This is a genomic window from Nonomuraea sp. NPDC054003 (genome assembly GCF_055585125.1).
On the sequence record NZ_JBVJKR010000002.1, the window covers coordinates 204,928 to 217,801 of the forward strand.

The window sequence follows — 12,874 nt, forward strand, 5'->3', positions numbered from 1 at the left end:
GTGCCGCATCCGCTCCCGTGGAGTACGGGGGAGCCGGCGCGGGGGCCCGCGTCGGGTCTGTCCCGGTGGGGTGTGGGGCGGCGGGCCGGGAGGTTTGTGCCGCACCCGCTCCCGTGGAGTGTGGGGGAGCCGGTGTGGGGATCTGCGTCGGGTCCGGTCCTGCGAAGTGCGGAGCGCCCGGTCCAGAAGTTTGCGCCGTGTCCGATCCCGTGGGGTGCTGAGCTCTCGGTGGGGTGGGTTCCGTGGCGTGCGACTGGTCTGCCCTTGCGGCCTGTGGCGTGCCGGGGCCCGATGAAGGCCGGGGGGTGTGCGGAGCCGCTATGGCGGGGGCCGGGGGCAAGGGCGTGGTGGGGGCCGGTTGGTGGAGGTCTGGGGTGGGGTGGCCGGGGTTCGGACCCGGGACGGGCCAATGGTGGGGGGCGGTGGGGAGGCGGGCGGTGGCTTCGAGGGTGGTGTCCGCGGCGCTGGCGAGGGCGATCTGGATGTCGGCGATCGACATGCCCTCCGCCTGCAGCCGCTTGACGGCCACGAGTTGCAGCAGGTGACGGCGCCCGTACCGGGCGATCCGGCCGCGCCGGGTCAGGGGCGGGTCGACCAGCCCGATCGTGGTGTACCACCTGATGAGCCGCTCGCCCGGCACCTCGCGGACCCGGCCGTTGAGCGGTCGCGCGTGCGCGCGCAGCGCGTCGGCCGCGCGCTCCGCCAGCTCGCCGATCGTCCAGGTGTCGCTCATGTCCTCACAGTGACACTGTCACAATTACAGTGTCAAGGGGAATTCGGATAAGACGAATGAAAGGGACATCTACGGGGAGGAGGTACACCATGGCTCCGATTACCAGCCCGCTTTCGGGCGAAGCTAAGACCACCACCGCGAAGTGCCTGCAGGGCGCCCTGATGGACCTGATCGACCTGTCCCTGGTCGGCAAGCAGCTGCACTGGAACGTCATCGGCCCGAACTTCCGTTCGGTCCACCTGCAGCTCGACGAGGTCGTCTCGCTGGCCCGCGCGCACACCGACATCGTCGCCGAGCGCCTGGTCGCGCTGGGCGCCAACGCCGACGGCAGGGCCGCCACGGTGTCCAAGTCCACCAAGCTGACGCAGCCGGAGTCCGGCTGGATCGAGTCGGGCAAGGTGGCGGCGACGATGACCGACATCCTCGACGGCGTCAGCAAGCGGATGCGCGAGCGCATCGACCTGACCGATGAGACGGACCAGGCGACGCAGGACATCATCATCGCGGTCACCCAGGAGATCGAGAAGCAGCGCTGGATGTTCCAGGCCATGAGCTGATGTGTGCGGTCACCAGCCCGGGAGCCGAGCGGCCCCGGGCTTCCGCATGTCCGGCGCGGGCAGTTCGCGTTCTGTTCGATCCGGGAGTCCTCGCCATTCATGTCCGTGCGGTCCACTAGCGTGGCACCCAGAGGGAGGCCTCAAGATGTCCCGCAAGACTCTCCTCCGCACGGGCCCGCTCTCCCAGGGCGGCGCGGGCCCCTACGGACCTGTCGAGGAGCCCGTCGCCGGCGGGCTGACCCTGCCCGCGGGGTTCGGCGGCAGGGTGGTGGCCCGTTCCGGGAGCAAGGTGGCCGGGCTGACGTGGCACGCCGCGCCCGACGGGGGTGCCTGCTTCCCCGACGGCGACGGCTGGATCTACGTGTCCAACTCCGAGCTCTCGCTGCTCGGCGGCGCGGCGGCGATCCGCTTCCGGCCGGACGGCTCCGTCGGCGACGCCTACCGCATCCTGTCCGGCACCGAGCTCAACCGCGCCGGCGGCGCCACGCCCTGGAACACGTGGCTGTCGTGCGAGCTCGGCCACCGGGGCCGGGTGTTCGAGTGCGACCCGTACGGCGCCCGCGCGCCGCGGCCCCGGCTGGCCATGGGCCGGTTCAAGCACGAGGCGGCCGCCTGTGACCCCGACCGTCGGGTGGTCTACCTGACCGAGGGCGAGCCCGACGGCTGCTTCTACCGGTTTCGCCCGTACGACTGGGGCGACCTGACCGAGGGCGCGCTGGAGGTGCTGTGCGGCTCGGGCCGGTGGGAGCCGGTGCCGTGGCCGGCCGCGCTGCTCAAGGGCACCCGCCACCAGGTGCGCGGGGCGCGCCGGTTCGACCGCGCGGACGCCTGCCACTACGCGGGCGGCGTGTGCTTCTTCACCACCAGGGGCGACGGCGCGCTGTGGGCCTACGACGCCCAGACCTCGGCGGTGGAGCGGCTGTGCGACGGCGTGCGCGCCGTCACCGCGGCCCCGTCCGGCGACCTGTACGTGACCAGGCGGACCACGCGGATCGACGTGATCACCCCCGAGCGCGAGATCGCCCCGTTCCTCACCCTCGCCGGTCACGCGGGCGCCGAGCTGACCGGGCTGGCGTTCGCGCCGGGCGGTGACCGGCTCTACTTCTCCGCCAGGCGGGGCTCGGATGAGGGTCACACGTTCGAGGTCACCGGCCCGTTCCGCAGGTAGGCCACAAGCGCCCTCTTGAGCTCGGCGACGAGCTCGGCCGCCCGCGCCGGTCCGGCGGCGGAGACCAGCGGCATCACGGCCTTGACCATGGCCACCGCCATCGTGCCCATGAGCAGGGCGCGCGCCTCGTCCAGACCGGGGGAGCGGCGCCGCAGCATGGCCGCCACCTGCCCGGCGATCGCCTGGTGCAGCTGTTGTGAGGCCGCCGCCAGCTTGTCGCCGGTCGCGGAGCCGTACAGCAGCGACCAGTAAGCGGGTGAGCGCGCCTTGAACGCCACGCTCTCGTCCACCACCCCGTCGACCAGGGTCTCCAGCGGCACCTCCGGGGTGACGGCGGCCAGCCGCGACTCCCAGAAGTCCCGCCGGCCGTCGGTGTAGCGGGTCACCAGGCCGTCGAGGATCTCCTCCTTGTTGCGGAAGAACTGGTAGAGCGAGCCCGGTGACAGCCCGGCGCGGGCCGCGACCTGGTTCGTGGTCATGTCCGGGTAGCCGATCTCGGCGATCACCTGTTCGGCCGCGTCGAGGATCTCCGCCATCCGTTTCAGGCCTCGCGCCTGACGGCGCACCGTGCGCTCAGCCATGGCACCCCACATTGACAAATACGAGCATTCACTTGTATTTCTGGGTCGGCGAACAAAACACGAGTAGTTTACCGAGTTTCAGGGGTGGATGGAGTGCTGATCACGGAGCGCGCGCCGGTGCGGCGCGATGCCGGGCCGCCGCTGCGCAGGCTGGGGTTCTTCCTGGTACGCAGGCGGCGGGCGGTCCTGGGGCTGGCCCTGGCGCTGTTCGTGCTGGCGGGGGCGCTGGCGGCGGGGGCGGTGCCGCGGCTGTCGCTGGCCAGGTTCGAGGCGCCGGGTTCGGAGTCCGACCGGGCGCAGGCCGAGCTGGCCGAGCGGTTCGGCACCGGCAGCCCGGACATGATCTTCCTGGTCACGGCCCGGCGGGGCACCGTGGATGACGAGGCCGTCGCCGCCCAGGGCCGGGAACTGGCGGCGCGGGTGGCCGGGCACGAGGGCGTGGCCGGGGTGGAGTCCTACTGGAGCCGGGGCCGGCCGCCCACGCTGCGCAGCGAGGACGGCCGGCACGCGCTGATCCTGGTGCGCGTCCCCGGCGACGCCGGGCACGTCCGGGCCACCGTGCTGCCCGCGCTGGTCCCCGAGATCACCGAGGGGACGGAACTGCTGGAGGTCCGCTCCGGCGGCGGCGAGGAGGTGTTCCGGGCGACCGTCCCGCTGGCCAGGCAGGACTTCGTGCGGGCCGAGCTGGTGATCTTCCCGCTGGCGTTCGCGCTGCTCTGGCTGTACCTGCGCCGGGCGGCGGCCGCGCTGGTGCCGATCCTGGCCGGGGTGTTCGCCATGGTGGCCGGGCTGGCGCTGCTGCGGGTCCCGCTCACGTACACCGATGTCTCCACTTTCGCGCTCAATCTGACCTTGGCCATGGGGCTCGGGCTGGGCATCGACTACAGCCTGTTCGTGATCGCCCGCTTCCGCGAGGAGGTGCGCGCCGGGCGCGACCGCGCCGCCGCCGTGGCCGGGGCGGTCGAGCACGCCGGGCGCACCGTGCTGTTCAGCGGGCTGACCGTCGCGGCCTCTCTCGCCGTCCTGTTCGCGCTGCCCTTCGACTTCCTGCGCTCGTTCGCGTACGCGGGCATCGCCGTGGTCGCCGGAGGCGTCGTGGCGGCGGTGGTCGTGCTGCCCGCCGTGCTCGCCGCGATCGGCGGCCGGATGCTGCCGCGGCGGGAGCGGCCGGCCCGGCCCGGCGGGTTCTGGGCGGCGCTGGCAGTGCGGGTGATGCGGCGGCCCCTGGCGTACGGCGGCGCGGCGGCGGCGCTGCTGCTCCTGCTGGCCTCGCCGTTCCTGAGCCTGCGCTTCGGCGTCGCCGACGACCGCGTCCTGCCGCCCGACGCCGCGCCCCGGCAGACCCAGGACATCATCCGCCAGGGCTTCCCCGCCGAGGAGACGGACGCCGTCCAGATCGTCTCCGCCGGCGCGGCGGGCGGGGACGTGACCCGATACGCCGCCGCGCTGTCCCAGGTGCCGGGCGTCGCCCAGGTCGACTCCGCCGCCGGGATCTTCGCGGGCGGGCAGCGGGCGGGGGACGGCGACGTGTCCCGGTTCGCCGGGGAAGGGACCTGGCTGTCCGTGGTGCCCTCCGCCGAGGCGCTGGCCGACGACCCCGTCCGGCTGGTCGAGGCGGTGCGCGCGGTGCCGCCGCCGTTCGAGGTGCTGGTCGGCGGCTATCCGGCCGAGCTGGCCGACTACCGCGCCTCCGTGGTCGACCGGCTGCCGCTGCTGCTCGCGCTCATGCTCGGCGTGACGTTCGCCGTGCTGCTCGCCATGACCCGCAGCGTCCTGCTGCCCGTCAAGGCGACGCTGCTCAACGTGCTGAGCCTGGGTGTCATGTTCGGCGCCCTGGTCTGGGTCTTCCAGGAGGGCAACCTGTCGGGGGTGCTCGGGTTCACGCCGACCGGCTCGCTCGACCCGAGCATCCCCATCCTCATGCTCTGCGTGGCGTACGGGCTGTCGATGGACTACGAGGTGTTCCTCCTGTCGCGGATCAAGGAGGAGTACGACAGGACCGGCGACACCGAGCGGGCGGTGGCGTCCGGGCTGCAGGGCGGCGCCCCTCTGATCACCGCCGCCGGCGGCATCCTGGCGCTCACGTTCGCCGCCTACGCCACGGCCTCGGTCTCGTTCGTGCAGATGCTGGGCGTCGGCATGGCGGTCGTGGTGCTGGTGGACGCGACCTTGATCAGGGCGGTGCTGGTGCCGAGCCTGATGCGGCTGGCGGGCCCGCTCAACTGGTGGCCGCGAGGTCGAGCGACCACATCTCCTCGTTGAGCTCGATCCCGTTCTCCATCCCCTTCTCCTGGGAGTCGAGCCGGAACCCGGCGGCCTCGTAGACGCGCCGCGCGCTGGTCAGGCAGTCGCGGGTCCACAGCACCAGCCGCTCGCACCCGTCGGCCTTGGCGTGCCGCACGCACTCGTCCACCAGCCGCCGGCCCAGGCCCAGGCCGCGCGCGGACGGCTCCACCAGCAGCAGCCTGAGCTGCCCCGTGGTGTCGTCCTTGCGCATGTAGAAGACGGAGCCGGCGGGCCGGCCGCCGACCTCGGCGATCCAGGCCGTGTCGCGCGACGGGTCGAAGGCGGCGACGATCCGCGCCACCAACAGCTCGAAATCCCTGCCCCAGCCGTACTCCCTGGCGTAGAGCACGCCGTGCCGGTGGACCACCCAGCTCAGGTCGCCGTCGCGGAGCGGCCTGATCAGGCAGGACTCCGGCCCGGCGGGCGGGTCGAGCACGTCCCTGATCGCGCGCATGCCGGTGACCAGGCGCTCCCTGGCGTCCTCCGGCAATCCGGCGAGCAGGCGCTCGATGTCCTCGTTCGAGGCCTGGTCGAGCGTCTCGAACGCCTTCCGCCCCGCCGGGCTGAGCCGTACCACGTGTTTGCGCGCGTCGGCGGCCGAGCGCTCCCTGACGATCAGCCCGTCGCCGTCGAACCTGGCCAGGATCCGGCTCAGGTAGCCCGCGTCCAGGTCGAGCAGCGCCCGCAGCTCGCCGGTCCCGATCGAGTCCGCGTGCGCGACCTCGAACAGCACTCTGCCCTCGGTGAGCGAGTAAGGCAGGTGGTGCATGCCGGCCTGCAGCACTCCGATGACCTTGGTGTAGAAGCGGTTGAAGGCCCGGACCTCAGAGACCCTTGCCTCTGTCAACGAATTCATTGCCTCAGTCAACCATGAGAGGATGGCCGTGTGAAGAGGCACCTTTACATAGGCGGCTACGGCCCCGGCATCATCGAGCCCGGAGGCGAGCTGACCCGCCTCGCCGCCCCCTCCTTCCTGGCGCGCCATCCCTCGCTTCCCGTGATCTACGCGGTGGGCGAGCTGGCCCAGGGCTGGATCACCGCCTTCGGCGCCGGAGGGCGCAGGCTGTCGCCGTGGGACGAGCGTTCCAGCGGGGGAGACAGCCCGTGCCACCTGGCCGTCCACCCGTCCGGGGAGCTCCTCGCGGTGGCCAACTACGGCGACGGCGCCGCCGCCCTCCACCGGCTCGACTCGCGCGGCGTGTTCGACGGCGACCCGATCGTGCTCCGCCACCACGGCTCCGGGCCCCACCCCGAGCGCCAGCGGGGGCCGCACGCCCACCAGGCCGTCTTCCACGAGGACCTGCTGTACGTCTCCGACCTCGGCACCGACGAGATCCGCCGCTACACCCTGGAAGGGGAGGCGCTGGAGCCGATCACGCTGCCGCCCGGCACCGGCCCCCGCCACTTCGCCTTCGCCGGCTCGACCCTCTACGTCGCGGGCGAGCTCGACGGCACCGTCACCCGCCTGGCCGCCGGCGAGGACGGCATCCGGGTGCGCGCCTCCACCACCGTGACGGACAACGCCCCGTCCCACCTGGAGCTCGCCGGTGAGCTGGTCTACGTCGCCAACCGCGGCCCCGACACGATCTCCGTCCTGCGGGCCGACGACCTGTCGCAGGTGGCGGAGGTGCCGTCGGGCGGCGCGTGGCCGCGCCACTTCGCGATCGACGGCGACCGCATGTACGTGGCCAACCAGCACTCGGGGAGCGTGGCGGAGTTCGCGCTCGCCGGCGGCGTCCCCGAGCCGACGGGCGAGGTGATCGAGGCCGAGGGCGCGTCCTGCGTGCTGCCCGCCTAGCCGGTCCCGCCTCTGATCACGAGCTCCGTCAGCATCCGCTTGAGCTGCTCCTCGGCGGCCTCCTTGGTCAGCCCGAGCCCGGCCAGCGCCTGCGCGGCCGGGTCCTCGTCCAGCGTGAGCAGGGCGAGCAGCAGGTGCTCTGTGCCGACGTAGTTGTGGCCGAGCCGCAGCGCCTCGCGCAGCGTCAGCTCCAGCGCCTTCCTGCCCTGCGCGGAGAACGGCGGCGTGGCCGGCGGGGCGTCGCCGCCCGGGCCGAGCGCGCTCTCCACCGCCTGCCTGACCTCGGCGAGCGGCGCGCCGAGCGTCACCATGGCCTTGGCCGCCAGCCCTTCGGGCTCGTGCAGCAGGCCGAGCACGAGGTGACCGGGGCCGATGTGGTCGTGCCCGAGGCGGCGCGCCTCCTCCTGTGACTTGACGATCACCACGCGGGCGCGGGCGGTGTAGCGCGCGTAGCTGCTCAGGTCCTCGGCGAGCGAGCCCTCCTTGGGCACGAACCGCTTCTGCGCCGCCTGCTTGGAGACGCCCATGCTGCGGCCGATGTCGGTCCAGGACGCGCCGGAGTGGCGGGCCCTGTCGACGAAGTGGCCGATCAGATGGTCGGCCACTTCGCCCAGGTGCTCGCCCAGGGTGACCGCGTCGGACAGCTCGCCGAGCGGGTCGCCATCGGGGTAGCGGCTCTTGATGACCTCGATGAGGTCGTCGAGACGAACGGTGTGTTCCATGCGTCAACCATAGGTTGACGACAGGCGACCGTCAACCCTCGGTTGACGCCATGGCCAGCTCCACCGCCTTCCGCCAGCGGTCGTACAGGGCGTCGTCCCGCCCGCCCGGCTCGAAACGGCGGTCGAGCTGCCAGGTCTTGCGCAGCTCTTCCCGCGAGCCCCACACCCCGGCGCCCAGCCCGGCCAGGAACGCCGCGCCCAGCGCCGTCGTCTCCTGGATCACCGGCCGCTCCACCGGCGTGCCGAGCTGGTCGGCCTGGAACTGCATGAGCAGGTCGTTGCCGCTGGCCCCGCCGTCGGCCTTGAGCACCGGCGGCCGGCCCTCGGCCGACGCCTCCACCACGTCACGCACCTCGAACGCGATCGCCTCCAGCGTGGCCCGCACCAGGTGCGCCCGGGTGGTGCCGCGGGTGATCCCGGTGATGAGCCCGCGCGCCTCCGGATCCCAGTGCGGAGCGCCCAGCCCGGTCAGCGCGGGCACGAACACCACGCCGCCGCTGTCGGGCACCGTGCGCGCGATCGCCTCGGACTCCGGCGCGGTGCCGATCAGCCCGAGCCCGTCGCGCAGCCACTGGATGGCCGCCCCGGTCACGAACACCGACCCCTCCAGCGCGTACGTCCGCTCTCCCGAGGGCGCCTGCCAGGCCACGGTGGTCAGCAGCCCCGACTCCGAGCGGACGATCTCCCCGCCGGTGTTGGTCAGGATGAACGAGCCCGTCCCGTAGGTGCACTTGACCTCGCCCACCGCGTAACAGGTCTGCCCGAACAGCGCCGCCTGCTGGTCGCCCGCCACCCCGCTGATCGGCAGCTCCAGCCCGAGGAACGCGCCCGGATCCGTACGCCCGAGCTCCCCGAAGTTGGGCACCACCTCCGGCAGCGCCGACTCGGGCACCCCGAACAGCTCGCACAGCTCCGGCTCCCACGCGCCGGACTCCAGCCCGTACAGCAGCGTGCGCGAGGCGTTGGACGGGTCGGTCACGTGGCGCGCGCCCGCAGTGAGCCGGGCGATCAGGTAGGCGTCGACGGTGCCCACGACCACCCGGCCCGAGGTGACGCCCTCCCACACGGCCGGGTCGTTCTCGGCCAGCCAGGTGAGCTTGGAACCGGTGAAGTACGGGTCGAGGCGCAGCCCGGTCAGCTCGGCCACCCTCGGCTCGTGCCCGGCCGAGCGCAGCCGCTCGCAGATGCCGGCCGTGCGCCGGTCCTGCCACACGACGGCGCGGCGCGGCGCGGCCAGCGACCGGCGGTCCCACAGCACGGCCGTCTCACGCTGGTTGGTGATGCCGACGCAGGCCGGCGTCGCCGCCGCCCCGGCCAGGGCGGCGGCGCAGGCGCTCAGCGTGGCCTGCCAGATGTCCTCGGGGTTGTGCTCCACCCAGCCCGGCCGCGGGAAGTGCTGGGCGAACTCCTCGTACCCCCTCGACTCGATCCGGCCGTCCTCGGTCACGACGAGTGCCGTGACACCCGTCGTTCCCGCGTCGATGGCCAACACACTCACGAAATCGCCTCCTGAACCGGGTTTGGGCCGCTACGCTCGCGTTTGGTCTAGACCAATGCCCGCTATGACGGGCACAATGCGATTCTGGTCGTGAACCACATCGGGAGGAACCCGCCATGCGTATAGGAGTGCTCACCGGGGGCGGAGACTGCCCCGGGCTGAACGCCGTGATCAGGGGCGTAGTCCGCAAGGGGGTGAGCGTCTACGGGCATGAGTTCGTCGGCTTCCGCGACGGCTGGCGCGGCCCCCTGGAGGGCGAGACCATGCCGCTCGACATCCAGGCCGTCCGGGGCATCCTGCCGCGCGGCGGCACGATACTCGGCTCCTCCAGGACCAACCCGCTCAAGATCGAGGGCGGCGTCGACCGGATCAAGGAGAACCTGGCGGCCACCGGGGTCGACGCGCTGATAGCCATCGGCGGCGAGGACACCCTCGGCGTCGCCAAGCAACTCTTCGACCGCGACGTCAGGGTCGTCGGCGTGCCCAAGACGATCGACAACGACCTGTCGGGCACCGACTACACCTTCGGCTTCGACACCGCCGTCAACATCGCCACCGAGGCGATCGACCGGCTCCACACCACCGCCGAGTCCCACCACCGGGCGCTCATCTGCGAGGTCATGGGCCGCCACGCCGGGTGGATAGCGCTGCACGCCGGCATGGCCGGCGGCGCCAACGTCATCCTCATCCCGGAGAAGCCGTTCGACATCGACCGCGTCTGCGAGTACGTCGAGTCCCGCTTCCGCACCCGCTACTCGCCGATAATCGTGGTCGCCGAGGGCGCCCACCCGATCGAGGGGCAGATGCAGCTGCAGGCCGGCGAGCTGGACGCGTTCGGCCACGTCCGCCTGGGCGGCATCGGGGAGACGCTGGCCAAGGAGATCGAGAAGCGCACCGGCAAGGAGGCCCGCACGACCGTGCTCGGCCACATCCAGCGCGGCGGCACGCCCACCGCGTTCGACCGGGTGCTGGCCACGAGGTTCGGCCTGCAGGCGATCGACGCGGTGCACGACGGCGACTTCGGCAAGATGGTGGCGCTGCGCGGCACGGACATCGTCCGCATCGGGCTCGACGAGGCCACCGCCGAGCTCAAGACGGTCCCGGTCGAGCGTTACGCCGAGGCCGAGGTCTTCTTCGGCTGAGTGTCGCCGGGCTGTAAGTGACTTGCAAGCGGCCGGCCGTACCTTCTGGAGCAGCGGGGTTACCGCTACAACCCCCCTTCAGGGTACGGCTTGCGCCGCGGCGAGTCGGCGGCCCACCACGCGTCGCAAGCCGTACCTAGGAGATAGCTCAACCGCGGGGCGTGCCGAAGTAGTCCACATCCGGCGCGCCCTCGCCGTCGCGCGGGTGGGGGCCGGCCGCGCGGGTGAGGTACTCCTGCTCGTGGCGGAGCTCCCGCTCGCTGGGGGAGAGCATGACGGCCAGCAGCAGGCCGACCGTGACGACGGTGATGCCGACGAGCAGCGGCAGCAGGAAGTCGATGCCCGGCGTGCCTCCCACCGGCCCGGGCGTGTGGTGCGGCTCCACGGACATCCCCAGCATGCCGGTGTAGTGCATGCCCGACACCGCCACGCCCATGAGCAGGGCGGCGGCGCCGATCTTCAGCGCCCCGGTGACCCGACCGGCGAACCAGAGCGCCGCGGTGGCGGCGGCGACGGCGATGAGCACGGACAGGGCGACCGTGACCGGGTCGTAGGAGACGTGCGCGGACATCCGCATCGCGGCCATGCCCAGGTAGTGCATGCCGGCCACGCCGACGCCGGCCAGCACGCCGCCGCTCAGCAGGAACGCCGTCCGCTGCCTGCCGTGGTGGGCCAGGAACAGGCCGGCGCCGACGACCACGATGGCCAGCAGGGCGGACGCGGCGGTGAGCGGCACGTCGTACTGGATCACGGTGCCGGCGACCGAGAAGCCCATCATGGCGATGAAGTGCATGGTCCAGATGCCGGTGCCGCCGATGGCGACGGCCGCGCCGATCAGCCAGTAGGCGCTCTCGCGTCCTTCCGCGAGCCGTGCGCGGGAGCTGAGCAGCAGGCCGAGCATGCAGCCCAGGCTGGACATGGCGTAGGCGAGGACGGGCGTGAGCCCGCCATGCGCGAAGTGGTCGATCGGCGACATATCCCGCCCCTTGGTTCGGTTGGCAGGAGTATGCGGGCGGGGTAGATGAAAGCGCAACTAACGATTTCGTGTCGGCCGCAAGGGTCCCCACCTGGGAGAGGGCCGGCAAAGGCGAGGCAAGCTCACGACGTTCGCGAGCGTCCCGCGCGGACTAAACTCGATGCCGCGAGGCGTTGTTTCTACCGCGCATCCCCTGTCTCCCCCGGAGGTTCCACCATGACGATGCCAGCCCTGGGCGAGCCGTGCGTTCTGCTCAAACTGGGCGAGATCGTCCTCAAGGGCAAGAACCGCGAGCTGTTCGAACGCCGGCTCATCGGCAACATCCGCCAGGCGCTCAAGGAGTTCGACCTCAAGGTCGACGTGCGCAGGCGCCACGGCGTCATCGCGATCTTCCTGCCCGAAGGCACCACCGCCGAGCAGGCGCATGCCGTGGCCGAGCGGGTCGCCGACGTGCCCGGCCTGGTGTGGATCCACCCCGCCTGGCGGGTCGCCAAGGACCCCGAGACCGTGCTCAAGGCCGGGCTCGCGCTGTTCGCCGAGCGCGAGGAGGTCAAGCGCAAGGCCAGCTTCGCGGTCCGCTCCCGCCGCCGCGACAAGCGCTTCCCGCTGCGCTCCAACGAGCTCGACCGGCTCGTCGGCGGCGCCATCAACGACGAGTACGGCCTGCCGGTCGACCTCAAGAACCCCGAGCTGACCCTCTTCGTCGAGGTCGACAGGGACGAGGTGTTCGTCTTCACCGGCGGCCTGCCCGGCCAGGGCGGGCTCCCGGTCGGCAGCAGCGGCCGGGCGCTGGTGCTCATGTCCGGAGGCATCGACTCGCCGGTGGCCGCCTACCGCATGATGCGGCGCGGGCTGCACGTCGACTTCCTCCACTTCTCCGGCATCCCGTTCACCACGTCCGAGTCCATCTACAAGGCCTACGCGCTGGTCAGGAAGCTCGACCGGTTCCAGGGCGGGGCGCGGCTCTGGGTGGTGCCGTTCGGCAAGGCCCAGCAGTCGATCCGCAACTCCGGCCAGGACCGGCTCGCCGTGATCGCCCAGCGGCGGCTGATGCTCAAGACGGCCGAGGAGGTCGCCCACCGCATCCGCGCCGGGGCCCTGATCACCGGCGACGCGCTCGGCCAGGTGTCCTCCCAGACGCTGGCCAACATCACCGCCCAGGACCACGCCGTCGACCTGCCGATCCTGCGCCCCCTGGTGGGCTGGGACAAGACCGAGATCATGGCCGAGGCCCGGCGCATCGGCACGCTGGAGATCTCCGAGCTGCCCGACGAGGACTGCTGCTCGCTCCTGGCCCCGCGCCGCGCCGAGACCCGCGCCAAGATCGAGGATCTCAAGCAGATCGAGAAGCGCCTCGACGCCGAGGAGCTGGCCGTCCAGCTCGCCGACTCCATCCAGGAATACAAGCTCTGA

At 72.2% G+C, this 12,874-nt stretch carries 12 protein-coding genes; 6 read left to right on the top strand and 6 right to left on the bottom strand.

What is annotated here, in order from left to right:
• The coding region (locus ACZ6YG_RS05140) for a helix-turn-helix domain-containing protein (RefSeq protein WP_466017267.1) at positions 1-733 on the bottom strand (733 nt) is incomplete at its 3' end.
• A gap of 89 nt (positions 734-822) precedes the next feature.
• Here ACZ6YG_RS05140 and ACZ6YG_RS05145 point away from each other — a divergent pair.
• Both ACZ6YG_RS05145 and ACZ6YG_RS05150 read left to right on the top strand, forming a co-directional pair.
• Positions 823-1,290 carry a Dps family protein gene (locus ACZ6YG_RS05145; RefSeq protein ID WP_148032775.1) on the top strand — a complete coding sequence of 156 codons (468 nt, stop codon included), beginning with the start codon at positions 823-825 and terminating at the stop codon, positions 1,288-1,290.
• Between the two features lie 145 nt (positions 1,291-1,435).
• Positions 1,436-2,458, top strand: coding sequence for an alkaline phosphatase PhoX (locus ACZ6YG_RS05150; protein ID WP_148032774.1), 1,023 nt, complete (start codon positions 1,436-1,438; stop codon positions 2,456-2,458).
• Here the strand turns inward: ACZ6YG_RS05150 and ACZ6YG_RS05155 are convergent.
• Positions 2,422-3,039: a TetR/AcrR family transcriptional regulator gene (locus ACZ6YG_RS05155; RefSeq protein WP_261808680.1), complete on the bottom strand. Its 618-nt coding sequence runs from the start codon at positions 3,037-3,039 to the stop codon at positions 2,422-2,424. The two genes, ACZ6YG_RS05150 and ACZ6YG_RS05155, sit on opposite strands and share 37 nt — an antisense overlap.
• Before the next feature lie 93 nt (positions 3,040-3,132).
• On the opposite strand from ACZ6YG_RS05155, the gene ACZ6YG_RS05160 reads away from it, so the two are divergent.
• Entirely contained in the window at positions 3,133-5,301 is a 2,169-nt protein-coding gene (locus ACZ6YG_RS05160; protein ID WP_261808679.1) for an MMPL family transporter, read from the top strand.
• On the opposite strand, the gene ACZ6YG_RS05165 is transcribed toward ACZ6YG_RS05160, so the two are convergent.
• A complete protein-coding gene (locus ACZ6YG_RS05165) occupies positions 5,258-6,172 on the bottom strand; it encodes a bifunctional helix-turn-helix transcriptional regulator/GNAT family N-acetyltransferase (RefSeq protein WP_261808678.1) in 915 nt (304 codons plus the stop codon). The two genes, ACZ6YG_RS05160 and ACZ6YG_RS05165, sit on opposite strands and share 44 nt — an antisense overlap.
• Positions 6,173-6,211: 39 nt before the next feature.
• Here ACZ6YG_RS05165 and ACZ6YG_RS05170 point away from each other — a divergent pair, with 39 nt between their 5' ends.
• Positions 6,212-7,123 (top strand): lactonase family protein, encoded by a 912-nt coding sequence (locus ACZ6YG_RS05170; RefSeq protein WP_466017268.1) that lies wholly within the window; start codon positions 6,212-6,214, stop codon positions 7,121-7,123.
• Here the strand turns inward: ACZ6YG_RS05170 and ACZ6YG_RS05175 are convergent.
• A complete protein-coding gene (locus ACZ6YG_RS05175) occupies positions 7,120-7,845 on the bottom strand; it encodes a Clp protease N-terminal domain-containing protein (RefSeq protein ID WP_148032770.1) in 726 nt (241 codons plus the stop codon). The genes ACZ6YG_RS05170 and ACZ6YG_RS05175 overlap by 4 nt on opposite strands.
• 31 nt (positions 7,846-7,876) lie before the next feature.
• Positions 7,877-9,343 (bottom strand): glycerol kinase GlpK, encoded by a 1,467-nt coding sequence (gene glpK, locus ACZ6YG_RS05180; protein ID WP_466017269.1) that lies wholly within the window; start codon positions 9,341-9,343, stop codon positions 7,877-7,879.
• A gap of 116 nt (positions 9,344-9,459) precedes the next feature.
• Here glpK and ACZ6YG_RS05185 point away from each other — a divergent pair, with 116 nt between their 5' ends.
• Positions 9,460-10,485, top strand: coding sequence for a 6-phosphofructokinase (locus ACZ6YG_RS05185; RefSeq protein WP_148032768.1), 1,026 nt, complete (start codon positions 9,460-9,462; stop codon positions 10,483-10,485).
• Positions 10,486-10,633: 148 nt separating this feature from the next.
• Here ACZ6YG_RS05185 and ACZ6YG_RS05190 read toward each other — a convergent pair whose 3' ends face one another.
• A complete protein-coding gene (locus ACZ6YG_RS05190) occupies positions 10,634-11,461 on the bottom strand; it encodes an MHYT domain-containing protein (protein ID WP_466017270.1) in 828 nt (275 codons plus the stop codon).
• 216 nt (positions 11,462-11,677) lie between these two features.
• Here ACZ6YG_RS05190 and thiI point away from each other — a divergent pair, with 216 nt between their 5' ends.
• Complete coding sequence (gene thiI, locus ACZ6YG_RS05195; RefSeq protein WP_148032766.1) at positions 11,678-12,874, top strand: tRNA uracil 4-sulfurtransferase ThiI; 1,197 nt, start codon at positions 11,678-11,680, stop codon at positions 12,872-12,874.

Excerpts from the sequence above, each read along its gene's own strand:
- ACZ6YG_RS05150 (WP_148032774.1), top strand. The coding sequence starts at position 1,436 with ATGTCCCGCAAGACTCTCCTCCGCACGGGCCCGCTCTCCCAGGGCGGC.
- ACZ6YG_RS05175 (WP_148032770.1), bottom strand. The coding sequence starts at position 7,845 with ATGGAACACACCGTTCGTCTCGACGACCTCATCGAGGTCATCAAGAGC.
- ACZ6YG_RS05145 (WP_148032775.1), top strand. The coding sequence starts at position 823 with ATGGCTCCGATTACCAGCCCGCTTTCGGGCGAAGCTAAGACCACCACC.
- ACZ6YG_RS05185 (WP_148032768.1), top strand. The coding sequence starts at position 9,460 with ATGCGTATAGGAGTGCTCACCGGGGGCGGAGACTGCCCCGGGCTGAAC.
- thiI (WP_148032766.1), top strand. The coding sequence starts at position 11,678 with ATGACGATGCCAGCCCTGGGCGAGCCGTGCGTTCTGCTCAAACTGGGC.
- ACZ6YG_RS05190 (WP_466017270.1), bottom strand. The coding sequence starts at position 11,461 with ATGTCGCCGATCGACCACTTCGCGCATGGCGGGCTCACGCCCGTCCTC.
- ACZ6YG_RS05155 (WP_261808680.1), bottom strand. The coding sequence starts at position 3,039 with ATGGCTGAGCGCACGGTGCGCCGTCAGGCGCGAGGCCTGAAACGGATG.